This is a genomic window from Variovorax paradoxus NBRC 15149, assembly GCF_001591365.1.
GTDB classification, from domain to species: domain Bacteria; phylum Pseudomonadota; class Gammaproteobacteria; order Burkholderiales; family Burkholderiaceae_C; genus Variovorax; species Variovorax paradoxus.
In genome coordinates this window covers 2,846,378-2,871,683 of the sequence record NZ_BCUT01000001.1, presented here as the reverse complement: position 1 = coordinate 2,871,683, position 25,306 = coordinate 2,846,378, and the positions used below count along the sequence as shown (strand labels likewise).

Genomic DNA, 25,306 nt, shown 5'->3' with positions numbered 1-25,306 from the left:
CCTCAGTTCGACGGTGTTTGCTGCTCGGCCGCCAGGCATAGATCGGCCCAGGCGCGGGCCTTGTCGGCCGGGTTGCGCAGCAGGTAGGCCGGATGGTAGGTGGCCACCACCGGCACGCCGCTGGCCGAGGGCAGCGGCACCGCGCGGCCACGCAGCTTGCCGAGCGGATCGGCGCTCTGCATCAGGCTCTGGGCGGCCAGCGGGCCCATGGCAAGCACCAGGCTCGGCGCCAGCGCGGCCGCATGTTCCGCGAACGCCTCGTCCATCGGATGCGGGCTGCCGGGCTGGCCGGCGCCCACGCCGCGGTGCGTGCGCATCAGGTGCACCGGCGTTTTGCCGTCGTGCAGCTTGAGGGCGCGCAGCATGTTGTCGAGCAGCTTGCCGGCATCGCCCGCAAAGGGCTCGCCGTGGCGGCCATCGGCTTCGGGCGGCATGTCGGCCACCACCAGCCAGCCGCCTTGCGCCGCTTCGGCGGCGGCCTCGGCCGAGGCCTCGGCATAAAGGCGGCGCGGCGCGTCGACCAGCACGGCGGCGCCCTGCGCGAGCAGTGCGGGCGCGGTGGGGCGCGCCGCCGGGGCCGGTGCTGCAGCGGGCCTTGCGGCCGGGGCCGCCGGCGCCTCGGCCACGGAGGGCGCGCGCTCGCGGACGGCGGGCGGCGGCGCGGCCACCGCAGCCGCTTCCCGGGCCGCGGGCGCCGCTTCGGCAGCTTCAGGCATCGGCCACCAGACCTTCACGCCCATCTCGTCGAGCATCGCGCGCTGGCGGGCGTCGAGCTTCAGTGTCTGTACCGCGTTCATCGCAAGGCTCCCCAGGCAGAGCCTGATTCGTTCAATCGCAGGCTCATGACCACCGCGTCCTCGCGCTTGCCTTCATGCGCCGGGTAGTAGCCCTTGCGCACGCCCACGCTGCGGAAACCCTGGCGCATGTAGATGTCGAGCGCGCGCCGGTTGCTCTGGCGCACCTCGAGCCAGAGCCACTGCGCGCCCTGCGCGCGCGACCAGCCGGTCAGCGCCTCGAGCATCAGCGGCGCCCAGCCCTGGCGCTGGAAGGCCGGCGCCACGGTGATGTTGAGCAGGTGCACTTCGTCCACGCCCTTCATGGCGACGAAGTAGCCGATCAGCGTCTCGCCGAGGCTGGTGATCGGCGTGCCCAGGTCGGGCCGTGAAACCGGGGCCAGCAGGCATTGGCAGTGGTAGCCGACCGCCATCGAATCGATGAAGTTGGCCCGCGTCCACGGATGGCTGTAGGCCGTCTGCTCGACCGCGCAGACGGCATCGAGCCGCTCGACGGTGAGCGGCTCGAGGCGGGCTTCGACGGGCTGGAGGACGGCGCTCATTCAATGACCTTCGTGCTTCGCACTGCGGCGCGAGCTTGCTTGGGGCGGCCCGGCGCGGCGCTCATGACTGGTTGGCAACAGGTGGACCCGCCAGCGCGGCCGCCTTGATGGCGGCGCGCTCATCGGTGGTTTGCGCCACTTTATCGCGAACATAGAGCGGCCAGGCATGTGCCGCATCCACCGTGCGCCCCGCGGCCAGCAGCGCGGGCGCCAGCCGCAGCATGGCGGTGGCCGTGGGCAGCACCTCGTGGCGCGTCGCGGCCGGGGCCAGGCGGGGGCCGTAGGCGGCAAAGGCGTTGCCGGCAAGGGACCAGCCGGCGGGCACTTCGAGCGCCTCGGGCGCGAGCAGCAGCGGCTCGCTGTCCGCGCCGCCCAGCGCCCCGCCGCCATCGAAGTCGTAGCGCGCGGCATAGAGCTGGTCCATGCGCGCGTCGAGCACCGCCACCACCTGGCGTGCGCCGAAGGCATGGCGCGCCTCCTCGGCCACGGCCAGCAGCGTGTCGACCGGCAGCAGCGGCACGCCGGCGCCGAAGGCCAGGCCCTGCGCCACCGAGCAGGCGGTGCGCAGGCCCGTGAAGGAGCCCGGCCCGCGGCCGAAGGCGATGGCGTCGAGTGCGGCCAGTTCGAGCCCGGCCTCGGCCAGCAGTTGCAGGATGAGCGGGATCAGCGTGCTCGACGCCTGCGCGCCGCCGGCCCCGCTGTGCGTGAACAGGCGCTCGCCGTGGCGCACCGCCACCGACAGGTGCTCGGTGCTGGTGTCGAAAGCCAGGAGCCTAGGCATCGCGGCACCCCGTGGCGGTGGCCGGCATGGCGGGCCGCGCAGCCGCGCGCCCACCGGCCGATGTTTTCTGCACGCCGAACAAAATGCCGGCGGTCACCAGCAGCAGGCCGGCGATCAGGTTCCAGTAAAGCGGCTCGTCGAGCCAGATCACCGCGCCGAAGGCCGAGAGGCCGGGCACCAGGGCCGTGATCATGGTGCTGCGCACCGGCCCGAAGTACTGGATCATCTTCGTGAAGGTGATGCCCGAGACGACGACCGAGCCGACGCCCTGGAACAGCATCTGGAACGCCACCTCGCCCCAGGGCGCGGTGCCGATGCGGCTCACGACCGCGCCGCCCGCCACCAGCAGGCCGTAGACCGGAACATAGGCCAGCAGCGCGAACACGGTGATGGCGATGGTCGCGCGCACGGCGTCCAGCCCGTGGCGGCGCGCCACCACGCTGTAGCAGGCCCAGCAGAAGGCCGCGGCCATGAAGAGCAGGTCGCCCTTCCAGACCTCGCCGCCCTCGAAGGCATGCAGCAGGCTGCGCCCGCCGACGACCAGGTCGCCGGCCACGATCAGCGCGAGCCCGAAGGCGCGGCCCGGCGTGATGCGGTCGCGCAGCACCAGCGCGGCCAGCAGCGTGGTCCACAGCGGCAGGCTGCCGGGCATCAGCACCGAGGCATGGCCCGCGGGCGCGAAGAAGAAGCCGCTGTAGGCCAGCAGGGCATAGGCCACGCCGCCGAAGATGCCGGCGCCGGCCGTGAGGCGCAGCGACAGCGGCGAAAGCCCGAACAGCGACGACGCGCTGCCGTCCTTTTGCCGCTGGCCCTTCATGACCATCCAGGCGCCCCAGGGCACCAGCACCAGGCTCGCGCCGCAGATGCGCGCCAGCGCCAGGTCGAGCGGGGTGAGCGAGCGTGCGGCCGAGGCCCGCGCGATCACGATGAAGGCGGTCCAGACCAGCACGGTGACCACGGCCGCGCCGATGCCGATCGTGCGGGGCGAGAAGCGGGGCAGGGCGGGCATCCCCCGATTATCCAGGGCAGGCCGCGGCCGCGCCGGCCAGGGGCGAATGGATCGAATCGGCGGCGGACCGGCGCGCTCAGCCGCCGTCGCTGCGCAGGATGGCGAGCCCGGCCTTGCGCAGCGGTGCCAGCGCGGCGGCCGGCGCTTCCGGCGACACCAGCAGGCTGGTCGCGGCCGAAACGGGGTGGATGACCCAGGCCGAGGCCGCACCGATCTTTTCCGACGAGGCCAGCACCACCGTCTCAGCCGCGGCGGCCATGAGCGCGCGCTTGATCGCGGCCTCCTCGACGTCGCCGGTGGTCAGGCCCGCCTCGGCATGTACCCCCGTCACGCCCAGGAAGCAGGTGTCGGCGTGGACGCGCGAGATGGCGTCCATGGCCGCGGCGCCCACCGCCACCATCGAATGCCTGAACAGGCGCCCGCCGATCAGCACCACCTCGATGCCGGCATGGCCCGCCAACTCGACCGCCACCGACGGGCTGTGCGTCACCACGGTGGCGCGCAGGCTGGCCGGCAGGTGCCGCGCCATCTGCACGGCCGTGGTGCCGCCGTCGATCAAGACCACCTGCCCGGGCCGCACCAGCCGTGCCGCGGCGCGGCCGATCGCCACCTTCTCCGCGGTTGCGAGCTGCAGCCGGCCCGCGAAGTCGGCTTCGGCCCTGGCGACCGGCAGCGCGCCGCCGTGCACGCGCTGCAGCAGCCCCTCGGCGGCCAGTTCGCGCAGGTCGCGGCGGATGGTGTCTTCCGACAGCGCCAGCTCCTCGCTGAGCGACTTGGCCACGACGTTGCCGTCGCGCTGCAGGACCGAGAGGATGTGTTGCTTGCGCTGGCGGGTGAGCATCGGGCGATGGTAGCGGGCAGGACCGCTGATTGCACGAATTTTCTTGTTTCTGCACGAACTTGCGCATAAGCTGCGCGCCATGACGACCCTCCACGACCGCGTCCGGGTGCACGAAGTCACCCTGCTTTCCGACAACTGGTACACGCTCAAGACCACCGCCTTCGACTGGCGGCGCAACGACGGCCAGTGGCAGCGCATGCACCGCGAGACCTACGACCGCGGCAACGGCGCCACGCTGCTGCCCTGCAACCTCGCGCAGCGCACGGTGCTGCTGACGCGGCAGTTCCGCTATCCGGCCTTCGTCAACGGACACGGCGACCTGCTGATCGAGGCGGCCGCCGGCCTGCTCGACAACGCGGCGCCCGAGGAACGCATCCGCGCCGAGGTGGAAGAAGAACTGGGCTATCGCCTGGGCGCGGTGCAGAAGGTCTTCGAAGCCTTCATGAGCCCGGGTTCGGTGACCGAGAAGCTGCACTTCTTCATCGCCGAATACGAGCCGTCGATGCGCATCGGCGACGGCGGCGGCCTGGCCGAGGAGGGCGAGGACATCGAGGTGCTCGAGCTCGGCATCGACGAGGCGCTGGCCATGGTGGCCGACGGGCGCATTGCCGACGCCAAGACCGTGATGCTGCTGTATCACGCGCAACTGCATGTTTTTCCGCCGAGATAATCGGCACGATGCGTCTTCGCCGTCTCTCCTTCTTCCTGCGCACCGCCTGCGCGCTTTCCTTCACCGCCCTGTCCATTCCGGGCGCGCTTGCACAGCAGGTCTTTCCAGGCGAAGTGGAGGCCGCCCTCGCGCGCGCCAAGGTGCCGCGTGATTCGGTGACGATGCTGGTGGCCGATGCCGACGGCCTGCGCCCGCCGCGCCTGGCCTGGCGCACGCAGGTGCCGGTGAATCCGGCGTCGATCATGAAGCTGGTCACCACCTACGCGGCGCTCGACCTGCTCGGGCCGGCCTACAGCTGGAGCACGCCGGTCTACATCGACGGCACGGTGAGCAACGGCGTGCTCAACGGCAACCTCTACATCAAGGGCCAGGGCGATCCCAAGCTGGTGCTGGAGCGCGCCTGGCTGCTGCTGCGGCGCGTGCAGGGCCTGGGCATCACCAGCGTGAGCGGCGACATCGTGCTGGACCGCAGCGCCTTCGACGCCGCGATCGAGAACGACCCGGCCGCCTTCGACGGCGAGCCGCTGCGGCCCTACAACGCCTCGCCCGAGGCGCTGCTGGTCAACTTCAAGTCGGTCAACATGGTCTTCACGCCCGAACGCGGCGGCCAGCAGGCGCGCGTGAGCTACGAGCCGCCGCTCGCCAGCGTGTCGATGCAGCCCACGGTGGCGCTCGCGCCCGGCGAATGCGGTGACTGGCGCGCGGCCATCAAGCCCGACTTCAGCGACCCGAACCGCATCCGCTTCCTGGGCGCCCTGCCGGCCGCCTGCGGCGAGAAAAGCTGGGCCGTGGCCTATGCCGATCCGCGCACCTACGGCCTGCGCGCCATCGGCGGCATGTGGGCCGAGATGGGCGGCCGGGTCGGCGGCCAGATGCGCGACGGCCGCGTGCCGGCCGGGCTCTGGCCGGCGTTCGAGTTCGGCTCGCCGCCGCTTTCGGAGGTGGTGCGCGACATCAACAAGTACAGCAACAACGTGATGGCGCAGCAGCTGTTCCTCACGCTCGGGCTCACGCAGAAGAACCGCGGCAGCTTCGAGGCCTCGCGCAGCGCGCTGGGCCAGTGGTGGCGCGAGCGCATCGGCACCGGCGAGGCGCCGCCGGTGTTCGACAACGGCTCGGGCCTGTCGCGCGACGAGCGCATCAGCGCCGCGGCGCTCGGCCGGATGCTGCAGGTGGCCTGGCGCTCGCCGCTGATGCCGGAACTGGTGTCCTCGCTGCCCGCCATGGGGGTGGACGGCACGCTCAGGAAGCGCACGCTGCGCTCGGGCGGCGCGGCCCACCTGAAGACCGGCTCGCTGCGCGATGCGGCCGGCGTGGCCGGCTATGTGCACGGCGCGAGCGGCCGCCGCTACGTGCTGGTGGCGATTGCCAACGGAGAGAACGCCGGGGCTGCGCGCGCCGCGTTCGACGCGCTGGTCGACTGGGCGTCGCAGGACAACTGAGGGCCTTCGGCCGCTTGGCAGCGGCCGTGTACTGAAAACTTCTCTAGGTAGACGCGCCGCTTGCGCGCGGCCGTGGCGCTGCACAGAATCGGACGCCCGTTCGATTCGACAACATCAGGAGCCACGCCTTGAAAAAGCCGCAACGACAACTCCCCACTCCGCTGCACAAGGTTGCGGCTCTGGCCGGCGCCACGCTGCTGCTGGCGGCCTGCGGCGGTGGTGGAGGGGGCGGCGGCATCGGCATCGGCTTTCCACCGCCAACCGGCGACACCGGCCGCGGCTCGGTCGTCACGGACCCGCCCGAGCAGACCGCCAAGCTCTCGGCCGACCAGCTTCGCACCAACCTCCAGGCGACCGACCAAGGCAAGGCCCTGCTGCAGGTGGCGGGCACGCCACGGTGCGGGGTCGAGGTGCGCTACCTCGAATACCGCACCATCGGCGGCAAGAACGAGGCCACCAACGCCACCGCCGCGATCATGCTGCCCTCCGGCGCCGACGTGGCCTGCAACGGGCCGCGGCCGGTGGTGCTGTATGCGCACGGCACCACGGCCGCGCGCAACTACAACCTTGCCAGGTGGACCGACTCCACCCAGCCGGCCGCCGGCGAAGGCCTGACGGTCGCCGCCATGTTCGCGGCGCAGGGCTACATCGTGGTGGCGCCCAACTATGCGGGCTACGACAAGTCGACGCTGCCCTACCACCCCTATCTCAACGGCGACCAGCAGGGCAAGGACATGGTGGACGCGCTCACCGCGGCGCGCAAGACCTTCGCGGGCATCGACGCCACCGACGCGGGCTCGCTGCTGATCACCGGCTATTCGCAGGGCGGCTACGTGGCGCTGGCGGCGCACCGCGAGATGCAGGCCACGGGCCGGGCGGTGACGGCGTCGGCGCCGCTCTCCGCGCCTTCGGCCATCGGGCTGCTGGCGGACTACACCTTCATGGGCTGGCCGGCGCTCGGCAGCACGCTGTTCGTGCCGCTGCTCTCGGCCAGCTGGCAGCAGCAGTTCGGCGATGTCTACGGCAGCACCAGCGACATCTACGAAGCGCAGTACGCCACCGGCATCGACACCCTGCTGCCGAGCCTCACGCCCATCACCACGCTGTATGCCAACGGCAAGCTGCCGCAGCTCGCGCTGTTTCCCGCGGGTGCGACGCCGGGCCCGGTGAGCCCGGAGCTGTCGATCTTCTACGGCGCCAACAACCTGATCCGCCAGAGCTACCTGACGCAGGCGGCCGGTGACATCCAGGCGAACCCCTGCCCCGGCAATGCGCTGCCCGCCACGGCGGCCTCGCTGAGCACGACCTCGCCGCTCGATTGCAGGCCGGCCGTGGGCTTTCGCAAGGCGGCGCGCGCCAACGACCTGCGCACCTGGCTGCCGACGCGGCCGGTGCTCATGTGCGGCGGCGCCAACGATCCGACCGTGAACTTCCTGAGCACCCGCGCCACCGCCGGCTACTTCCGCGCCCGCGGCATGCCTGCCGCCGCGCTGACGGTGGTCGACCTGGAGGATTCCGGCACCACCGACTCGTACTCCGCCGCGCGCGCCGGCTTCGCGCAGGCCAAGAGCACCCTGGCGCAGAACACCCCGGGCAGCGACGCCGACAAGCGGCAGGCCGTCACCCTGGCCTACCACGGCAGCCTGGTGCCGCCGTTCTGCCTGGCTTCGGCGCGCGGCTTCTTCCAGGGCGTGCTGGCCGCCGGCGGCTAGCAGCGAAGACCGGGGTCAGCCCATGGACGCGCGATGCAGGCGGTCGCGCACGCCTTCCCATTCGGGCGTGTCGGGCGGGGTCTCGACCCAGATCAGCTTGACACCCTCGGCATCGAACTCGCGCAGCACCGCGAACAGCTGGTGCGCGCTGGCCGCCGCGTCGTCCGGCATGCGCCGCTGCAGCACGCGCTGCGAGTGGCTGCGCACCTCGACGCGCGTCCACACGGCGATGTGGGCCGCGCCCGGGCCGAGCACGTCGAGGCCGGCCTGGATGGCCTTGGCATCCATCAGCCGCAGCTTGGCATTCGGCGCGTAGTGCGCTTCCAGCGTGCCGGAGGCGCGCGGATCGGGCGTCTCGAGCACCTCGCGGTTGCTCAGGCGCTCGCCCGCGGCGGCCTCGATCTGCGCGCGCGTGATCAGGCCCGGGCGCAGCAGCACGGGCGCGCCGCGGCTGCAGTCGACGATGGTCGACTCGATGCCGACCTCGCAGGCGCCGCCGTCGATCACCGTCAGCGCGTCGCCGAACTCGTCACGCACGTGCTGCGCGGTGGTGGGGCTCACGCGGCCGAAGCGGTTGGCGCTCGGGCCCGCGAGCCCTGGCACGCCCTGCTCGGCGCAGGCCTCGAGCAGGGCCTGCGCGACCGGATGCGAGGGACAGCGCAGGCCGATGGTGTCCTGCCCGCCGGCGGCCGCGGCCGCCACGCCGGGCTGGCGCGTGACGATCAGCGTCAGCGGGCCGGGCCAGAAGGCCTGCACCAGCTTCTGCGCGAAGGGCGGCAGCGGCTGCGCGAAGCGCGAGAGCGCCTCGGTGCCCTTGATGCCGGCCGCCACGTGGACGATCAGCGGATGGTCGGCCGGCCGGCCCTTGGCCTTGAAGATGCCCGCCACCGCCATGTCGCTGGTGGCATCGGCGCCCAGGCCGTAGACGGTTTCGGTCGGGAACGCGACCAGCCCGCCCGCGCGCAGCACGCGCACGGCCTCGGCAATGGCCTCCGGGGATTGGCCGTCGAGGATCATGCGAAGTCGGCCGCCGACAGTGCCGGCAGGCCGAGCATGGTGGCGGCCTGGGAGGCCGCGGCGCGCACATTTTCGAGGGTGGCGCCGGTGAGCGTCAGGTGGCCCATCTTGCGGCCGCGGCGCGGTTCGATCTTGCCGTACAAGTGCAGGTGCACGCCGGGCAGCGCGAGCACGTCGCTCCAGCGCGGCGCCACCGGCTTGTCGCCGCCCGCGGTGAACCACAGGTCGCCCAGCAGGTTCAGCATGACCGCCGGGCTGTGCTGGCGCGGCGCGGCCAGCGGCAGGCCCGCAAGGGTGCGCACCTGCAGCTCGAACTGCGAGACGTCGCAGGCTTCCATGGTGTAGTGGCCGCTGTTGTGCGGCCGGGGCGCCATTTCGTTCACCACCAGCGAGCCGTCGGCCAGCGCGAAGAACTCCACGCACAGCACGCCCACGTAGTCCAGCCCGGTGGCAATGCTCCTGGCCGAGTTGATGGCCGCCTGGGCCACGGTCTTGGGCATGTTCTGGGCGTGCACCTCGGTCACGGCCAGGATGCCGTCCCGGTGCAGGTTGCGCTGGGGCGGAAAGTGCACCAGCTGCCCGTCGCGGCCGCGCGCGACGATCACCGAGCATTCGAATTCGAGCGGCAGCAGCTTTTCGAGCACGCAGGGCACGCAGCCCGCGGCCTGCCAGGCGTCGACCAGTTCGGCGCGCGTGGACACGCGCTGCTGGCCCTTGCCGTCGTAGCCCAGGCGCGCGGTCTTGAGGATGCCGGGCAGCAGCGCATCTTCCACCGCGGCGAGCTGGGCCGCGGTCTCGATGACCGCATAGGGCGCGCAGGCCACGCCGCAGCGCGTGAAGTGGGCCTTTTCGGCGATGCGGTCCTGCGCGATGGCGATGGCGCCCGCGTCGGGGGCCACGGGCCGGGCCACCGACAGCTTCTCCAGCGAGGGCGCCGGCACGTTCTCGAACTCCGTGGTGACCGCATCGGCCAGGCCCGCGAGCCGCGCGAGGCCGTCGACGTCGGCGTAGTCGGTGTGGATGTGGTGGTGGCTCACGCGGCCGGCGGGGCTGTCGGCGTCAGGGTCGAGCACGGCCGTGAAATAGCCCATGCGCTGGGCGGCGTGGGCGAACATGCGGCCCAGCTGGCCGCCGCCGAGCACGCCGAGCGTGGCGCCCGGAAGAATGGGAAGGCCGTTGCCGCTGTGGTTCACAGCGCACCCCCGCCCTGGGGCGAGAACGGCGACACGGCGGCGGCATCCGCGGCCGCCGGCGGCGGCAGCGTCATGGCCTCGGCCGCGGCGGTCTGCGCGGCACGGAAGGCATCGAGCCGGGCCCGCAGCGCCGGATCGTTCACCGCCAGCATCGCCACCGCGAACAGCGCCGCATTGGCCGCCCCCGCGTTGCCGATGGCAAAGGTGGCCACCGGCACGCCCTTGGGCATCTGCACGATGCTGTAGAGCGAGTCGACGCCCTGCAGGTGGCGGCTGGCCACCGGCACGCCGAGCACCGGCACCGTGGTCTTGGCGGCCAGCATGCCCGGCAGGTGGGCGGCGCCGCCCGCACCCGCGATGATCGCGGAAAGCCCGCGCCCGGCGGCGCTTTCGGCATAGGCGAAGAGCGCATCGGGCATCCGGTGGGCCGAGACCACCTTCGCTTCGTGCTGGATCCCGAATTGCTGGAGAATCTCGACCGCGTTGCGCATCGTCTCCCAATCGGAGTTCGAGCCCATCACTACACCGACCTGAATGGTTTCGTTCATGGTTCCAATTTTACGTTTCACCCCCAGTTGTTCCCGATGATCGACATCACTCTCGAAAATTTTCAGGCTGAACTGATCGAAGGCTCGGTCGCCACGCCGGTGCTGCTCGACATCTGGGCCGAATGGTGCGGACCGTGCAAGCAGCTCGGCCCGGTGCTCGAAAAGCTCGAAACCGAGTACGCCGGGCGCTTCACGCTGGCCAAGCTGGACGCCGACAAGGTGCCCCAGATCTCGTCGCAGCTGTCCGAAATGTTCGGCGTGCGCAGCATCCCGTTCTGCGTGATGTTCAAGGACGGCCAGCCGGTGGACGGCTTCGTCGGCGCCATTCCCGCCGACAAGATCCGCGAATTCCTCGACAAGCACGTGCCCGCCGCCGAGCAGCTCGAAGCCGCCTCCCAGGAGGCCGCGGCCCAGGAAGCGCTGGCCGAAGGCGACACCGAGGGCGCGCTCGAGCGCCTGCAGCATGCGGTGGCCACCGACCCGGCCAACGACGATGCGCGCTTCGACTACGTCAAGCTGCTGCTGCAGATGGGCCGCATCGACGATGCCAAGGTGGCGTTCGCGCCGGTGATCGCCAGGACCACGCTGGTGCGCCGCTTCGATTCGCTGCAGCGCTGGATGGACGCGATCGATTTTGCGGCCCCGGCCTCGGGCGCCGCGCCCGCCATCGCCGAGTTCGACGCGAAGATCGCCGCCGGCAAGCGCGACTTCGACGCCCGCTTCGGCCGCGCCCGCCTGCTGATGGCCGGGCAGCGCTGGACCGACGCCATGGACGAGCTGCTCGAGATCCTGATGCGCGACAAGGCCTGGAACGAGGAGCTCGCGCGCAAGACCTACATCGCGATCCTCGACCTGATCGAGCCGCCCAAGGTGAAGGTGGCGGACGGCCAGATTCCGCCGGACGATCCGGTGGTGGCCACCTACCGCCGCCGGCTCAGCAGCGTCGTGCTGAGCTGAGCCGGGCAAGCGCGGCCGGTTGCGGCAAGCGCACGCATCTTGGCGAGCCGGGGCGGCCTCGCATACGATGGCGGCGATTCAACTTGTTGCAATTGAGAAGAAGGACACCCCGGCCATGCGCTTTCCCGCCCGCCACCGCGCCCGCATCGCGCTTTCCGTTTTCGCGTCCGCACTGATGGCCGCCGCCCTGGCCGGCTGCGGCAGCGGCATCAGCCTCGACGAGCCGATCGAGGGGCCGGTCTGGCGCCTGGTGCAACTGGGCGACGAGCCCGTGGCGTCCGGCGGCGAAGCGCAGATCCAGTTCGACCGCAGCAGCGGGCGCGTCAGCGGAACGGGCGGCTGCAACCGCGTGTCGGGGTCGTTCACGCGCAGCGGCATCACGCTGCGCATCGGCCAGCTGGCCTCGACCCGCATGGCCTGTGCGGACCCGGTGCGCGGCGCCAACGAGGCGCAATTCATCTCGGCGCTGCAGACCACCGCAACTTATCGCCTCGCCGGCCCGGGACGGCTCGCGCTGCTCGACGCGAGCGGGCGCACGGTGGCCACGCTGAATTCGGCGAGCCGCTGAAGCGGCGCGCCCTTTTTCCTCAGCCCGTGAGCCGCTCCAGCGCTTCGCGGTACTTGGCCGCGGTCTTTTCGATGACCTCGGCCGGCAGGCGCGGCGCCGGCGGGGTCTTGTCCCAGGGCTTGCCGTTGATCTTGGTGGCTTCGAGCCAATCGCGCACGAACTGCTTGTCGTAGCTCGGCGGATTGGCGCCCGCGGCCAGCGCGGCCTGGTAGCCCTCGACCGGCCAGTAGCGCGAGCTGTCGGGCGTGAGCACCTCGTCCATCAGCACCAGCGTGCCGGCTTCGTCCAGGCCGAACTCGAACTTGGTGTCGGCAATGATCATTCCCTTGCCCAGCGCGATCTGCGCGGCGGTTTCGTAGATCTCCAGGCTGGTCTCGCGGATCTGCTGCGCCAGCTTGGGGCCGACGATCTCGACCACGCGGTCGTAGCTGATGTTCTCGTCGTGCTCGCCGGCCGCGGCCTTGGCGGCGGGCGTGAAGATCGGGCGCGGCAGCTTGCTGGCGTTGGTGAGCCCTTCGGGCAGCGGCACGCCGCAGACCGAACGGCTTTCCTGGTATTCCTTCCAGCCGCTGCCGGCCAGGTAGCCGCGCACCACGGCCTCGACCGGGATCGGCGTCAGGCGCTTGACCAGCATCGAGCGGCCGGTGACCTGCGGCACTTCTTCGGGCGTGACCACGCTCTCGGGCGCTTCGCCCGTCAGGTGGTTGGGGCACAGCTGGCCGAGGCGGTCGAACCACCACAGCGCCATCTGCGTGAGGATCTCGCCCTTGCCCGGGATCGGCTCGCCCATGATCACGTCGAAGGCGCTGAGCCGGTCGCTCGCGACCATCAGGATGCGGTCTTCGCCGACGGCGTAGTTGTCTCGCACCTTGCCGCGCGCAAGCAGGGGCAGGCTCTGGATGGAAGAGGTGTGGACGGTGGTCATGGAACGGTGCTGCTGTGCGGAAACGGGTGACGAGGGAAAACGGATTGTGCGCGCAGAAAAAAGCCACCGCGAACGGTGGCCTGCGATTCGCGGAAAAAGTTTGTCTTCAGACCACTTCTTGCGCGAGTTCGCCCTTGGCGTACTTGGCGGCGACCACCTGCAGCGTGTCGCCCTTGATCTTGGCGCCCTGGCCTTCACAGCCGAACTCGATGTAGCGCTGCTTGCAGATCAGCCTGGCGGCTTCGCGCGCGGGCTTGAGCCATTCGCGGGCGTCGAACTTCTCGGGGTTCTCGGCCAGGAACTTGCGCACCGCGCCGGTCATGGCCAAGCGGATGTCGGTGTCGATGTTGATCTTGCGCACGCCGTGCTTGATGGCTTCCTGGATTTCCTTCACGGGCACGCCGTAGGTTTCCTTCATGTTGCCGCCGTACTGGCGAATGATGGCCAGCAGCTCCTGCGGGACGCTCGACGAGCCGTGCATCACCAGGTGGGTGTTGGGAATGCGGCGGTGGATTTCCTTGATGCGGTCGATCGCCAGGATGTCGCCGGTGGGCTCGCGCGTGAACTTGTAGGCGCCGTGGCTGGTGCCGATGGCAATGGCCAGCGCGTCGATCTGGGTGCGCTTGACGAAGTCGGCAGCCTGCTCGGGGTCGGTGAGCAGCTGCTCGCGCGTCATGGTGTCGTCGGTGCCGTGGCCGTCTTCCTTGTCGCCCTTCATGGTCTCGAGCGAGCCCAGGCAGCCGAGCTCGCCTTCGACGGTCACGCCCAGGCGGTGGGCCATGTCCGACACCTTCTTGGTGACGTCCACGTTGTAGTCGTAGCTGGCAATGGTCTTGCCGTCGGCCTCCAGCGAGCCGTCCATCATCACCGAGCTGAAGCCCAGGTCGATGGCGCCCTTGCAGACGTCGGGGTTCTGGCCGTGGTCCTGGTGCATGACCAGCGGGATGTTCGGGTACTGCTCGATCGCGGCCTGGATCAGGTGCTTGATGAAGGCTTCGCCGGCGTATTTGCGGGCACCGGCGCTGGCCTGCAGGATGACGGGCGCGCCGGTTTCCTTGGCGGCCTCCATCACGGCCTGGACCTGTTCGAGGTTGTTGACGTTGAAGGCCGGAATGCCGTAGCCGTTGGCGGCTGCGTGGTCCAGCAGTTCGCGCATCGAGACGAGTGCCATGGGAAATACCTCGCGGAAATAGGGGAAAAAGAAGGCGGAAAGTCGAGAGAAAACTGCCCCAATTCTATCGAGCCCCCTTGTGGGACGGCACTGACACGCGGCGCGGGCGCTCCTAGATGGGCAGCTGCGTGGTCGACAGCACCTGCTTGAGCACCACGAAGGTCCGGATCTGCCGCACGCCCGGCAGGTACAGCAGCTGCTCGGCATGCAGGCGGTTGAAGCTGTCGTTGTCGCGCGTTCGCACGAGCATGAAGTAGTCGAACTCGCCCGTGACCACGTGGCATTCGAGGCAGCCCGAGACTTTTTGCGCGGCCTTCTCGAAATCGGCGAAGGAATCGGGCGTGGAGCGGTCGAGCACCACGCCGATCATCACCAGCATGCCGAGCTCCAGCGCCTGGGCGTCGAGCAGCGCCACGATGCCCTTGACGAGCCCCGCGGCCTTGAGCCGCTCCACGCGGCGCAGGCAGGCCGGCGCGCTCAGGTTGACTTTGGCGGCCAGCGCCACGTTGGACACCGAGGCATCGCGCTGCAGGGCCCGCAGGATCGCGCGATCGGTGCGGTCGAGCTCCGCTGCCGCTTCGGCCGCTTCGGCCGCTTGCGCCGGCGTGGTACGCAACTTTGTTGTGCTCATTGGGGTATTGGCAAATCAAAAATCTCTGATTCCCCGATCTTGTCTTTTTTTGCGCCGCAATTCCACCAAAGTTTGCAAGCACGTTTCGGCGGCTTCTTCCTACGATCGATGGCATCCCTTTCCTGGAGCAGCACCGATGAACCTGAAGAAATTCCCGCGCCACGCGCTCACCTTCGGCCCCACGCCGATCCATCCCCTCAAGCGCCTGAGCGCCCACCTGGGCGGCGAGGTCGAGCTCTACGCCAAGCGCGAGGACTGCAACAGCGGCCTGGCCTTCGGCGGCAACAAGACGCGCAAGCTCGAATACCTGATTCCCGAGGCGCTCGAGGGCGGCTACGACACGCTGGTGTCGATCGGCGGCATCCAGTCGAACCAGACGCGCCAGGTGGCGGCGGTGGCCGCGCACCTGGGCCTGAAGTGCGTGCTGGTGCAGGAGAACTGGGTCAACTATTCCGATGCGGTGTACGACCGCGTCGGCAATATCGAGATGTCCCGCATCATGGGCGCCGACGTGCGGCTGGACAGCGCGGGCTTCGACATCGGCATCCGCAAGAGCTGGGAAGAAGCCATGGCCGACGTGCGCAAGGCCGGCGGCAAGCCCTTTCCGATTCCGGCCGGCTGCTCGGAGCATCCGCGCGGCGGCCTGGGCTTCGTCGGCTTTGCCGAGGAAGTACGGCAGCAGGAGGCCGAGCTGGGCTTCAAGTTCGACTACATCGTGACCTGCTCGGTCACGGGCAGCACGCAGGCCGGCATGGTGGTGGGCTTTGCGGCCGACGGCCGGGCCGACCGCGTGATCGGCATCGACGCCTCGGCCAAGCCCGAGCAGACCTTCGCGCAGATCGTGCGCATTGCCAAGGGCACGGCCGAGCTGGTCGAGCTGGGCCGCGACATCACCGACAAGGACGTGGTGCTCGACCGCCGCTTCGGCGGCCCCGAATACGGCCTGCCCAACGAAGGCACGCTGGAATCGATCCGCCTCTGCGCGCGCCTGGAAGGCATGCTGACCGACCCCGTGTACGAGGGCAAGTCGATGCACGGGATGATCGAGAAGGTGCGCCTGGGCGAATTCCCGGCCGGCTCGAAGGTGCTCTATGCGCACCTGGGCGGTGTGCCGGCGCTGAACGCCTACAGCTTCCTGTTCAGGAACGGCTGAGCGGGCTCAGCTCGCGCGGCAAATTTTCAGCATGTTGGTGCCGCCCGGGGCACCCATCGGCTCGCCGCAGGTGATGGCGTAGACATCGCCGGTCTGCACGATGCCGCGTTTCTTCAGGTGGGCTTCGGCCTGCTCGAGCGCGGTGTCGCGGTCGCTCTCCGAATCCATCAGCAGCGGGCGCACGTTGCGGTAGAGCGCCATGCGGCGCTGCGTGGCCAGGCGCGAGGTCAGCGCGTACATCGGGATGTGCGCGCGATGGCGGCTCATCCACAGCGGCGTGGAGCCCGACTCGGTGAGCGCCACGATGGCCTTGGCGCCCAGGTGGTGGGCCGTGAACAGCGCGCCCATGGCAATCGACTGGTCGATGCGGCTGTAGGTCTTGCCGCTGAAGTCGGCGTCCAGCGTCTTGTCTTCGGCCGCTTCGGCGGCTTCGCAGATGCGGCTCATCTCCTGCACGGTCTCGAGCGGGTAGCGGCCCGAGGCGGTTTCGGCCGAGAGCATCACGGCGTCGGTGCCGTCGAGCACGGCGTTGGCCACGTCGCTCACCTCGGCGCGCGTCGGCACCGGGTTGGTGATCATCGACTCCATCATCTGGGTCGCGGTGATCACCACCTTGTCCATGTCGCGCGCCATGCGGATCATTTTTTTCTGCAGCGCCGGCACGGCGGCATTGCCCACCTCGACGGCGAGGTCGCCGCGCGCCACCATGATGCCGTCGCTCGCGCGCAGGATCTCTTCCAGCTTGGGAATGGCCTCGGCGCGCTCGATCTTGGCGATGAGGCCCGGCTTGTGGCCGTACTCGGCCGCGGCCACGTTGCACAACTGGCGCGCCATTTCCATGTCGGTGGCGTTCTTGGGAAAGCTCACGGCCACGTAGTCGGCCTGGAAGCTCATCGCGGTCTTGATGTCTTCCATGTCCTTGGCCGTCAACGCGGGGGCGGTGAGGCCGCCGCCCTGCTTGTTGATGCCCTTGTTGTTGGAGAGCTCACCGCCGAGCTTGACGGTGGTGTGCACCGCCTCGCCGCGCACGGCGTCGACCGTGAGCACGATGAGGCCGTCGTTCAGCAGCAGCCGGTCGCCGGGGCGCACGTCGCGCGGCAGGTCCTTGTAGTCGAGGCCCACAGCCTCGGCGTCGCCGGGCTCGGTGCGCGAGGCGTCGAGCACGAACTTGGCGCCCGGCTCGAGCCAGACCTTGCCCTGCGCGAACTTGCCGACGCGGATCTTGGGGCCCTGCAGGTCGGCCATGATCGCCACCTCGCGGCCCGTCTTGCGTGCGGCCTCGCGCACCATGGCGGCGCGGTCGATGTGGTCCTGCGCGGTGCCGTGGCTGAAATTGAGCCGCACCACGCTGACCTTGTTCAGGATCATCTGCTCCAGCAGCTCGGGCGTGTTGGACGCCGGGCCGAGCGTGGCGACGATCTTGGTGGCGTGGCGGGGAAGGCGATCCGTGATCATTGAGCTTGTCTCCATTTTGTATCCGCTACTGTATACACTTTGTGCGACAACAGGAAGCGGGCACCGCGGCGCGGGCGCGAAAAATCAGCCCGCGGCACGCTTGGCAAGGATTTCGAAAGCCGGGAGCGTCTTGCCCTCGAGCACTTCGAGGAAGGCGCCGCCGCCGGTCGAGATGTAGCCGACCTGCTTCTCGATGCCGTACTTGGCAATGGCCGCGAGCGTGTCGCCGCCGCCGGCAATCGAGAACGCGCTGCTCTCGGCAATGGCCTGGGCGATGGCCTTGGTGCCGCCCGCGAAGGCGTCGAACTCGAACACGCCCACCGGGCCGTTCCAGACGATGGTGCCGGCCTTGCGCAATTGCGCGGCCAGGATCGCGGCGGTCTTGGGGCCGATGTCCAGGATCAGGTCGTCGTCGGCCACGGAGTCCGCGTCCTTGACGGTGGCGGGCGCATCGGCCGCGAAGGTCTTGGCCGTGACCACATCCACCGGGATCGGCACGTCGGCGCCGCGCGCGCGCATGGCTTCGATCACCGCCTTGGCTTGGTCGACCAGGTCGGGCTCGGCCAGCGACTTGCCGATCGAAAGGCCAGCCGCGAGCATGAAGGTGTTGGCAATGCCGCCGCCGACGATCAGCTGGTCGACGTTGGCCGACAGGCTCTTCAAGATGGTGAGCTTGGTGCTGACCTTGGAGCCCGCCACGATGGCCACCAGCGGCCGCTTGGGCTGGGCCAGCGCCTTGGTGATGGCGTCGATCTCGGCCGCGAGCAGCGGACCGGCCGCCGCCACCTTGGCGAACTGCGCAATGCCGTAGGTGGTGGCTTCGGCGCGGTGGGCGGTGCCGAAGGCGTCGTTCACGTAGATGTTGGTGAGCGCGGCGAGCTTGCGCGCGAGCGCCTCGTCGTTCTTCTTCTCGCCTTTGTTGACGCGGCAGTTCTCGAGCAGCACGACCTGGCCGGGCTTCACGTCAACGCCGTCGACCCAGTTGGCGACCAGCGGCACTTCGCGGCCGAGCAGCTCGCCCAGGCGCTTGGCGACGGGGGCGAGCGAGTCCTCGGGCTTGAATTCGCCTTCGGTCGGGCGGCCCAGGTGCGAGGTCACCATCACGGCGGCGCCGGCGTCGAGCGCCAGCTGGATGCAGGGCACCGAGGCGCGGATGCGCGTGTCTTCGGTGATGTTGCCGGCATCGTCCTGCGGCACGTTGAGGTCGGCACGGATGAAGACGCGCTGGCCGGCGGCCTTGCCCTGCGCGCAGAGGTCGGTGAATCGAATGACGTTCATGGATCTGGAGGAGGTGGTGGAAGACAGGTCGCCTTCCATTGTAGGTTTGGCCCCGGCGCCGCTCTATGCGCCTCGTGCGGCCCGCCGATGCTTTTCATCCGGCCTTGGGCTGCGTCCGGGCATGGCGCTCGAGGATCTCGACAAAGCTCGCGGCAGCCGGCGAGAGGGTGCGCCGCGCCGCGCTGTAGATGCACACCTCGCGGTGGAAGTCGGGCGATTCGAGCCGCACCATCTGCAGCCCGTGGGCGCGCACCAGCGGCGCCGAATAGGTCGGGCACACCGTGAGCCCGAGCCCCGAGGCCACCATGCCGAGCGCGGTGGTCATGTACGACACCTCCTGGGTGCCCGGGCGCAGCATGAGCTCGCGCTCGGCCGGCGCCAGCTCGGGCAGCACGCGCTGGCGGAAGTCGCGCGTGGGCGCGATGAAGGTGTAGGGGCCGAGTTCATGCCAGCGCACCTTGCGGCGCTTCGCAAAGGCGTGGCCGGGCGGGCAGATCAGCCAGTGGCGGTCGCGGAACAGCGTGCGGCGCTCGACGGCGCCGTCGATCGCCACGTCCTGTCCCACCGCGAGTTCGACGTCGCCGGCCGTCACGCCGGCCAGCAGGTGCTCGGGCAGCGTGTCGGCCAGGCGCACATCGACGTCGGGGAACGCCTCGCGGTAGAGCGCGATCACGCGCGGCATCAGCGTGCAGGCCATGAGCTGCGGCGCTGCAAGCCGCAACAGCCCTTTCTTCTTGTCACGCAAATCCGTGACGCCCGCCACCGCGCCCGCAAGGTCGCCCAGCAGCCGGTGCACCGAAGGCAGGAACTCGCGCCCGGCCTCGGACAACTGCACGCGCCGCGTGTGGCGGTCGAGCAGCTGCACGCCCATCTCGCGCTCGAGCTCGCGCACCAGCACGCTGAGCGCCGACTGCGTGAGGTGCAGCTGCTGCGCGGCCGCGGTGAAGCTGCCGGTCTCGGCCACGGCCGCGAAGGCGCGCAATTGGCGCAGGGTCAGATTCATATGCTTATTTCATCAATCGATGAATTAATTTCGATTGCATCATAAGACGCGGCATTGCCCAATCGCGGCTCACCGGAGACAAAAAGCCATGCCGACGACCGCCCCCGCGGCCCCGCCAGTTCGCGGGCTGCACCATTTCGCCTGGCGCTGCCGCGACAGCGAGGAAACCCGCCGCTTCTACGAAGACCTGCTGGGCCTGCCGCTCGCGCACGTCATCAAGAGCGACCATGTGCCGAGCACGGGCGAGTACTGCCCCTACGTGCACATCTTCTTCCGCATGCGCGACGGTTCGTACATCGCCTTCTTCGACCTGGGCGACGACATCGCCGCGCTGCCTTCGCCCAATACGCCGGCGTGGGTCAACCACATCGCGCTGCGGGTCGATTCGTTGGCCGACCTGCTTGCCGCCAAGACGCGGCTCGAGGGCGCGGGCGTCGAGGTGCTGGGCGTGACCGACCACCACATCATCGAATCGATCTACTTCTTCGATCCCAACGGCCTTCGCGTCGAGCTCACCACGCCGACGGTGCCGCAGGCCGAGATGGAGGCGCATGCGCTGCGCGCCCGCGCAGACCTCGACGCGTGGACCGCGCGCAAGGCCGGGCTGCGTGCAGCGAAGGGTTCGCCAAATGCCTGAGCTGCAACTCGCCGTCATCGATGTGAAGCCCGGCGCGGCCATGGAGAGCCAGTCGGGCCTGCAGATGCTGCGCCCACGCATCTACGGCGCCTTCCGCGCGCCGCCCGGTCCGAAAAGAATCGCCGCCATCGTGATGCATCCGACCAGCAACTTCATGGGCCACTACCTGATCGGCCCGCTGGCCGAGCGCGGCATCTGCTGCATGGGGCTGAACTCGCGCTACGTGGGCAACGACACGGTGCTGCTGATGGAGCGCGCGATCCAGGACCTGGGCGCCGGCGTGCAGTACCTGCACGCGGCCGGCTACGAGAAGGTGTTCCTGGTCGGCAACTCCGGCGGCGCGGCGCTCTCGGCCTTCTACCAGGCGCAGGCCGAGAAGCTCACCGCCACCCACCTGCCCGACGGCGACCCCACGCACCTGCATCCCAGCGACCTGCCGCCCGTGGACGGCCTCGCGCTGTGCGCCGCGCACCTGGGCCGCACGCGACTGATGCGCGACTGGATCGACCCGTCCGTCACCGACGAGCACGACCCGCTCTCGGTGGACCCCGAGCTCGACATGTACGACCCGCGCCACCGCGTGCCCTACGACCGCGGCTTTCTCGCGCGCTTCAGCGCGGCGCAGCAGGCGCGGCTGGGTCGCATCGAGCAGTGGTGCGTCGACCGCCTCGCGCTGCTGCGCAGCACGCCAGGCGCGCCGCGCGACCAGACCTTCATCGTCTACCGCACGCATGCCGATCCGCGCTGCGTGGATCTGTCGCTCGATGCCAACGACCGCCTGCCGGGCAGCGTGTGGGGCGATGCGCGCCAGGTCAACTACTCGGCCAATGCGATGGGCCGCACCACTTCGCTCACCGCGTTTCTCTCGCAATGGTCTTCGCGCTCGCAGGCCGACGGGCCGACGAATCTCGCGCGCACCACGGTGCCGAAGCTGCTGCTGACCTACACCGGCGACCAGTCGACCTTCCCGAGCACGCGCGATGCGTGGATGGCCGCGGGCGGCGCGCGCATCTGCAACGTCGACATCGTGGGCGGCAACCACTACCTCGCGGGCCAGCCCGAGCTGATCCCCCAGGCGGCCGATGCCATCGCCGAATTCGCCCACGCGCTGTAGAAAAACATGGAAAGCTTTGCATTTGCGCCGGCCTACGAGCTGCCGGCCTGGCCCTTCGTGCCGCCGCCCGAACTGGGCCACGCGAAGATCGTTCGCCACCCGATCGTGATCGTCGGCGCCGGCCCCTCGGGCCTCACGCTGGCCTGCGATCTTGCGCAGCGCGGCGGGCGCGCGGTGCTGCTCGACGAGGACGACACCGTCGGCGTGCGCGGCGCGTCCTCGCGCGGCATCTGCTATGCGCAGAAGAGCCTCGAGATCTTCGAGCGCCTGGGCATCTACGAGCGCATCGCGGCCAAGGGCATCACCTGGTCGCTCGGGCGCACCTTCTCGGGCGAGCAGGAGGTCTACAGCTTCAACCTGCAGGCGGAGAGCGTCTCGAGGCAGCCACCCTTCATCAACCTGCAGCAGTTCTACATCGAGTGGTTCCTGGTCGAGCGCATCCTCGAACTCGGGCTCACCGACGTGCGCTGGAAAAGCCGCGTGACGCGCGTCGAGCCCTTGAGCGACGGCGTGCGCATCGACATTGAAACGCCCGCCGGCAACTACACCATCGAGGCCGACCGCCTGATCGATGCGACCGGCGCCAACAGCCCGATCCGCACGCAGCTCGGCATCGACGCGCATGCCTCGCGCAGCACCGACCGCTGGTGCATCAGCGACGTGCGCTTCAAGAAGCCGCTGCCCACCGAGCGCTGGACCTGGGTCGACGCGCCCTTCAACGAGGGCCGCGGCGTCTGGCAGCACCTGATGGCCGATGGCGTCTGGCGCATCGACTACCAGATGCCCGAGGACTGCGACACCGCCCACATCAGCCGGCCCGAAGTGGCGGGCGCGCGGCTGCGCGAGCAGCTCGGGCCGGGCGTGGAGTTCGAGTTCGTCTGGATCGGCCCGTACGGCTACCGCGACCACCTGCTGGACAGCTTCCGCCACGGCCGCGTGTTCTTCATCGGCGATGCCGCGCACGTGGTGAGCCCCTTCGGCGCGCGCGGCGGCAACAGCGGCATCCAGGATGCGGCGAACCTCGGCTGGAAGCTGGCGCTGGTCGTGCAAGGCCAAGCGAACGATGCGCTGCTCGACAGCTACGACGCCGAACGCCAGCCGGCCGCGAAGGAGAACCTCAAGGTCACGAGCCGATCGGCGCGCTTTCTTGCGCCGCGCTCGCCGGCCGAGCACACGCTGCGCCGCGCGGTGGTGGCGCTGGCCGCGCGCCATCCGTTCGCGCGTGCGCTGGTCAACACCGGCCGCATGTCGGTTGCCAACGACTATCCACCCGCGCCGCAGTTGCCGGAAGGCGCGCGCACGGTGCAGAACCTGCCGCTGCGCTGGGCCGATGGCCGCGAGACCACGCTGATGCAGCTGCTGGCCGAGGGCACGCAGTGCCTGGGCCTGTGGCTCGCGCCGACACGCGCCGAAGCCAGGACGGCCATGGATGCCACGGCGGCGCTGCCGCTGCGCCTGCTCGCGATCGGCGGCGACAGCGGGCTGCCGGCGCTGCAGGCCGACGAGACGCTCGTGCGCCACCTCGGCCTGCGCGACGCGGGCAGCTTCGTGCTCGTGCGGCCCGATGCCTACCGCGCCGCGCCGCTGCCGCGCGCCACGCCCGATGCCATCGCCACCGCGCTGCGCACGGCCCTCGCCCTCGACCACCACGCCCCATGATCACCGAGCCCCGCATCCCCGACCCCGACGGCTTCTATGCCGCGCTGCTCGCCGCGCACGAGGGCCTCGGCGAAGCGCAGAGCGCCGACCTCAACGCCCGCCTCGTGCTGCTGCTGGCCAACCAGTGCGGCGACCAAGCCGTGCTGCTCGCCTGCATCCGCGCCGCGGCCGAAGACCCCACGACAACTCCGGAAACCCCATGACCGCCCACGTCTCCTTCGCCTCGGCCTCCGACACGCGCGAGCAGAAGCTGCAGCTGCGCGAACTCGCACCCAACGTGTACGGCTACATCAGCGACTTCGATCCCAACTGCGGCTTCGTCGTCGGCGACGACCAGGTGGTGCTGATCGACACGCGCCCCACACCGCGCATGGCGCGCGACTTTCTCGCAGCCATCCGCACGGTGACCGACAAACCAATCAAGACCATCGTGCTCACGCACTACCACGCGGTGCGCGTGATGGGCGCGAGCGCTTTCGGCGAGGTCGAGGCCATCATCGCGAGCAACGGCACGCTCGACTGGATCCGCACGCGCGGCCAGGCCGATTTCGATTCCGAGGTCGGCCGCTTCCCGCGCCTCTTCGCGGGCGTGGAAGAAATTCCGGGCCTGACCTTTCCGACGCAGAGCTTCGAGCGCGAGATGAGCCTGTGGCTCGGCCCCGGCCCCGGCCCCGGCCGCGGCCAAGGCCGCGAGCTTCGCCTGATGGCGCTGGGCCGCGGCCATTCGAGCGGCGACACGGTCGCGTGGCTGCCCGACTGCGGCGTGCTGTTCTCGGGCGACGTGGTCGAGAACCGCTGCGGCGTCTACGCCGGCGACGCCTACATCGGCGACTGGGCCGGCACGCTCGATGCGGTGCGGGCCCTGAAGCCGCGCGTGCTGGTGCCGGGCCGCGGCGCCGTGCTGCGGGGCGAGGCCGAATGCGCCGAGGCGATCGGGTTCACCCAGGCTTTTCTCCAGGCCTTGCTCGACAGCGTGAAGGCCGGCATGGCCGCGGGCGAAACGCTCAAGGGCTGCTTCGCACGCGCCGAAGCGGCCATGGCGCCGCGTTTCGGCAGCTGGCCCGTGTTCCAGCACGTGCTGCCCTTCGACGTCTCGCGCGCGTACGACGAACTGCGCGGCATCGAACACCCCGTGGTGTGGACCGCGGAGCGCGACCGCGAACTGTGGCAGACGCTGCGCGGCGAATGAGCTGAACAGATTCCAAGACAAGCAACGGAGACAAGAAACGATGAAGCGACTGATTCCCCTCATGGCCGCGGCCCTCGCGCTGGCCAGCCCTTTCGCATCGGCGCAGCAGCCTGCCGCCTACCCGAGCCAGCCCGTCAGATGGATCGTGCCCTACGTGGCCGGCGGCGGCACCGACAACCTCGCGCGCTCGCTGGCCGAGGCGATGCAGCCGTCGCTGGGCCAGCCGCTGATCATCGACAACCGCCCCGGCGCCTCGACCAACATCGGCGTCTCGGTGCTGATGCAGGCCAAGCCCGACGGCTACACCATCATGCAGGCCGAGAACGCGGCGCTGCTCTTCAACGAACACATGTTCGCCAAGCTGCCCTACAAGCCCGCGAGCGACTTCAGCTACATCGGCGCCATTGGCCGCTTTCCGGTGGCGCTGGTGGTGCACCCGGACTTCCCCGCGAAGAACGTGGCCGAGTTCGCGCGCTACGTGAAGGCCAACCCCGAGAAGGTGAGCTATGCCTCGCCGGGCAACGGCTCGCCGCACCATATGGCAATGGAGCTCTTCAAGCAGAAGGCCGGGCTCAGCATCACGCATGTGCCCTACAAGGGCGCCGCGCCCGCCATGACCGACGTGATGGGCGGCCAGGTGCCCACGATGATGCTCGACCTGGCCTCGGGCCTGCCGATCATCAAGGCGGGCAAGGTGCGGGTGCTGGCGATTGCGCTGCCGCAGCGCGCGGGCGCACTGCCCGAGGTGCCCACCTTCGTCGAGGCTGGCTTCAGCGACGTCAATGCCTACGCCTTCCACGGCCTGATCGGCCCGGCCGGCATGCCGCCCGAGGCGGTGGCGCGCATCAACAACGAGTTGCACAAGGCGATGAAGGCACCGAAGGTGGTGGAGCTGTTCTCGAAGTTCGGCTTCGAGGCGCTGCCGGGCACGCCGCAGGAGTTCTACAAGCTCTCGCGGGCCGAGAGCGAGCGCTGGGGCAGGATCATCGCGGCCGCCGGCGTGAAGCTGGACTGAAG

26 protein-coding genes are annotated in these 25,306 nt (G+C 69.9%); 12 read left to right on the top strand and 14 right to left on the bottom strand.

Translation table 11 applies throughout. From position 1 onward, the window contains the following. Positions 1-2: 2 nt before the first annotated feature. The 5 genes from VPA02S_RS13350 to VPA02S_RS13330 all read right to left on the bottom strand — a co-directional run bounded on the left by VPA02S_RS13350 (position 3) and on the right by VPA02S_RS13330 (position 3,967). Complete coding sequence (locus VPA02S_RS13350) at positions 3-797, bottom strand: uracil-DNA glycosylase family protein (protein ID WP_062364085.1); 795 nt, start codon at positions 795-797, stop codon at positions 3-5. Next, complete coding sequence (gene rimI / locus VPA02S_RS13345) at positions 794-1,336, bottom strand: ribosomal protein S18-alanine N-acetyltransferase (protein ID WP_062364083.1); 543 nt, start codon at positions 1,334-1,336, stop codon at positions 794-796. The genes VPA02S_RS13350 and rimI overlap by 4 nt, the downstream gene beginning before the upstream one ends. Positions 1,337-1,397: 61 nt before the next feature. Further along, positions 1,398-2,117, bottom strand: a complete 720-nt coding sequence (gene tsaB / locus VPA02S_RS13340) for a tRNA (adenosine(37)-N6)-threonylcarbamoyltransferase complex dimerization subunit type 1 TsaB (protein ID WP_062364081.1) — start codon at positions 2,115-2,117, stop codon at positions 1,398-1,400. Beyond that, positions 2,110-3,126, bottom strand: a complete 1,017-nt coding sequence (locus VPA02S_RS13335) for a DMT family transporter (RefSeq protein ID WP_018905198.1) — start codon at positions 3,124-3,126, stop codon at positions 2,110-2,112. The genes tsaB and VPA02S_RS13335 overlap by 8 nt, the downstream gene beginning before the upstream one ends. A 76-nt stretch (positions 3,127-3,202) precedes the next feature. Continuing rightward, complete coding sequence (locus VPA02S_RS13330) at positions 3,203-3,967, bottom strand: DeoR/GlpR family DNA-binding transcription regulator (protein WP_062364079.1); 765 nt, start codon at positions 3,965-3,967, stop codon at positions 3,203-3,205. 79 nt (positions 3,968-4,046) lie between these two features. Here VPA02S_RS13330 and VPA02S_RS13325 point away from each other — a divergent pair, with 79 nt between their 5' ends. The 3 genes from VPA02S_RS13325 to VPA02S_RS13315 all read left to right on the top strand — a co-directional run bounded on the left by VPA02S_RS13325 (position 4,047) and on the right by VPA02S_RS13315 (position 7,791). After that, the gene (locus VPA02S_RS13325; protein ID WP_062364483.1) at positions 4,047-4,637 is read left to right on the top strand and encodes an NUDIX hydrolase; all 591 of its coding nucleotides are present in this window, start codon (positions 4,047-4,049) and stop codon (positions 4,635-4,637) included. 8 nt (positions 4,638-4,645) lie between these two features. Beyond that, positions 4,646-6,079 carry a D-alanyl-D-alanine carboxypeptidase/D-alanyl-D-alanine endopeptidase gene (gene dacB / locus VPA02S_RS13320; protein ID WP_062364077.1) on the top strand — a complete coding sequence of 478 codons (1,434 nt, stop codon included), beginning with the start codon at positions 4,646-4,648 and terminating at the stop codon, positions 6,077-6,079. Between the two features lie 128 nt (positions 6,080-6,207). Beyond that, positions 6,208-7,791 (top strand): alpha/beta hydrolase family protein, encoded by a 1,584-nt coding sequence (locus tag VPA02S_RS13315; protein ID WP_062364075.1) that lies wholly within the window; start codon positions 6,208-6,210, stop codon positions 7,789-7,791. A 15-nt stretch (positions 7,792-7,806) separates the two neighbouring features. Here VPA02S_RS13315 and VPA02S_RS13310 read toward each other — a convergent pair whose 3' ends face one another. The 3 genes from VPA02S_RS13310 to purE are packed head-to-tail and all read right to left on the bottom strand — an operon-like array spanning position 7,807 to position 10,549. Continuing rightward, positions 7,807-8,808, bottom strand: coding sequence for an L-threonylcarbamoyladenylate synthase (locus VPA02S_RS13310; RefSeq protein WP_062364073.1), 1,002 nt, complete (start codon positions 8,806-8,808; stop codon positions 7,807-7,809). Then, the gene (locus VPA02S_RS13305) at positions 8,805-10,001 is read right to left on the bottom strand and encodes a 5-(carboxyamino)imidazole ribonucleotide synthase (protein WP_062364071.1); all 1,197 of its coding nucleotides are present in this window, start codon (positions 9,999-10,001) and stop codon (positions 8,805-8,807) included. Before VPA02S_RS13305 ends, VPA02S_RS13310 begins: the two co-directional genes overlap by 4 nt. Then, positions 9,998-10,549 (bottom strand): 5-(carboxyamino)imidazole ribonucleotide mutase, encoded by a 552-nt coding sequence (purE, locus tag VPA02S_RS13300; RefSeq protein WP_062364069.1) that lies wholly within the window; start codon positions 10,547-10,549, stop codon positions 9,998-10,000. The genes VPA02S_RS13305 and purE overlap by 4 nt, the downstream gene beginning before the upstream one ends. Positions 10,550-10,585: 36 nt before the next feature. On the opposite strand from purE, the gene VPA02S_RS13295 reads away from it, so the two are divergent. Together VPA02S_RS13295 and VPA02S_RS13290 are read left to right on the top strand one after the other, a co-directional pair. Continuing rightward, positions 10,586-11,506: a tetratricopeptide repeat protein gene (locus VPA02S_RS13295; RefSeq protein ID WP_062364067.1), complete on the top strand. Its 921-nt coding sequence runs from the start codon at positions 10,586-10,588 to the stop codon at positions 11,504-11,506. Positions 11,507-11,621: 115 nt separating this feature from the next. Continuing rightward, positions 11,622-12,074, top strand: a complete 453-nt coding sequence (locus VPA02S_RS13290) for an META domain-containing protein (RefSeq protein ID WP_018905205.1) — start codon at positions 11,622-11,624, stop codon at positions 12,072-12,074. A gap of 19 nt (positions 12,075-12,093) precedes the next feature. Here the strand turns inward: VPA02S_RS13290 and VPA02S_RS13285 are convergent, their stop codons facing one another. The 3 genes from VPA02S_RS13285 to VPA02S_RS13275 form a co-directional block, all read right to left on the bottom strand. Further along, positions 12,094-12,999: a phosphoribosylaminoimidazolesuccinocarboxamide synthase gene (locus VPA02S_RS13285; protein ID WP_015867835.1), complete on the bottom strand. Its 906-nt coding sequence runs from the start codon at positions 12,997-12,999 to the stop codon at positions 12,094-12,096. Positions 13,000-13,105: 106 nt separating this feature from the next. Next, a complete protein-coding gene (gene fba / locus VPA02S_RS13280; RefSeq protein ID WP_018905207.1) occupies positions 13,106-14,170 on the bottom strand; it encodes a class II fructose-bisphosphate aldolase in 1,065 nt (354 codons plus the stop codon). A gap of 112 nt (positions 14,171-14,282) precedes the next feature. After that, the gene (locus VPA02S_RS13275; protein ID WP_062364065.1) at positions 14,283-14,801 is read right to left on the bottom strand and encodes an Lrp/AsnC family transcriptional regulator; all 519 of its coding nucleotides are present in this window, start codon (positions 14,799-14,801) and stop codon (positions 14,283-14,285) included. A 136-nt stretch (positions 14,802-14,937) separates the two neighbouring features. Between VPA02S_RS13275 and VPA02S_RS13270 the strand changes: the two genes are divergently transcribed. Beyond that, the gene (locus VPA02S_RS13270) at positions 14,938-15,954 is read left to right on the top strand and encodes a 1-aminocyclopropane-1-carboxylate deaminase (RefSeq protein WP_015867838.1); all 1,017 of its coding nucleotides are present in this window, start codon (positions 14,938-14,940) and stop codon (positions 15,952-15,954) included. 6 nt (positions 15,955-15,960) lie between these two features. Here the strand turns inward: VPA02S_RS13270 and pyk are convergent, their stop codons facing one another. The 3 genes from pyk to VPA02S_RS13255 form a co-directional block, all read right to left on the bottom strand. Further along, complete coding sequence (gene pyk / locus VPA02S_RS13265; protein WP_062364063.1) at positions 15,961-17,409, bottom strand: pyruvate kinase; 1,449 nt, start codon at positions 17,407-17,409, stop codon at positions 15,961-15,963. A gap of 84 nt (positions 17,410-17,493) precedes the next feature. After that, the gene (locus VPA02S_RS13260; protein WP_062364060.1) at positions 17,494-18,687 is read right to left on the bottom strand and encodes a phosphoglycerate kinase; all 1,194 of its coding nucleotides are present in this window, start codon (positions 18,685-18,687) and stop codon (positions 17,494-17,496) included. Between the two features lie 94 nt (positions 18,688-18,781). Continuing rightward, entirely contained in the window at positions 18,782-19,690 is a 909-nt protein-coding gene (locus tag VPA02S_RS13255) for a LysR family transcriptional regulator (protein ID WP_062364058.1), read from the bottom strand. 88 nt (positions 19,691-19,778) lie between these two features. Here VPA02S_RS13255 and VPA02S_RS13250 point away from each other — a divergent pair, with 88 nt between their 5' ends. Genes VPA02S_RS13250 through VPA02S_RS13225 form a run of 6 tightly spaced genes read left to right on the top strand, consistent with a single transcriptional unit; the run spans position 19,779 to position 25,304 of the window. Next, a complete protein-coding gene (locus VPA02S_RS13250) occupies positions 19,779-20,327 on the top strand; it encodes a VOC family protein (RefSeq protein WP_062364056.1) in 549 nt (182 codons plus the stop codon). Beyond that, on the top strand, positions 20,320-21,441 hold the full coding sequence (locus VPA02S_RS13245) for an alpha/beta hydrolase family protein (RefSeq protein WP_062364054.1): 1,122 nt from the start codon (positions 20,320-20,322) through the stop codon (positions 21,439-21,441). Before VPA02S_RS13250 ends, VPA02S_RS13245 begins: the two co-directional genes overlap by 8 nt. Positions 21,442-21,447: 6 nt before the next feature. Beyond that, positions 21,448-23,100 carry an FAD-dependent monooxygenase gene (locus VPA02S_RS13240; RefSeq protein ID WP_062364052.1) on the top strand — a complete coding sequence of 551 codons (1,653 nt, stop codon included), beginning with the start codon at positions 21,448-21,450 and terminating at the stop codon, positions 23,098-23,100. Further along, positions 23,097-23,303: a DUF2783 domain-containing protein gene (locus VPA02S_RS13235; RefSeq protein ID WP_018905213.1), complete on the top strand. Its 207-nt coding sequence runs from the start codon at positions 23,097-23,099 to the stop codon at positions 23,301-23,303. The genes VPA02S_RS13240 and VPA02S_RS13235 overlap by 4 nt, the downstream gene beginning before the upstream one ends. Then, complete coding sequence (locus tag VPA02S_RS13230) at positions 23,300-24,289, top strand: MBL fold metallo-hydrolase (protein ID WP_062364050.1); 990 nt, start codon at positions 23,300-23,302, stop codon at positions 24,287-24,289. Before VPA02S_RS13235 ends, VPA02S_RS13230 begins: the two co-directional genes overlap by 4 nt. A 40-nt stretch (positions 24,290-24,329) precedes the next feature. Continuing rightward, the gene (locus VPA02S_RS13225; RefSeq protein ID WP_062364048.1) at positions 24,330-25,304 is read left to right on the top strand and encodes a Bug family tripartite tricarboxylate transporter substrate binding protein; all 975 of its coding nucleotides are present in this window, start codon (positions 24,330-24,332) and stop codon (positions 25,302-25,304) included. Positions 25,305-25,306 lie beyond the last annotated feature (2 nt).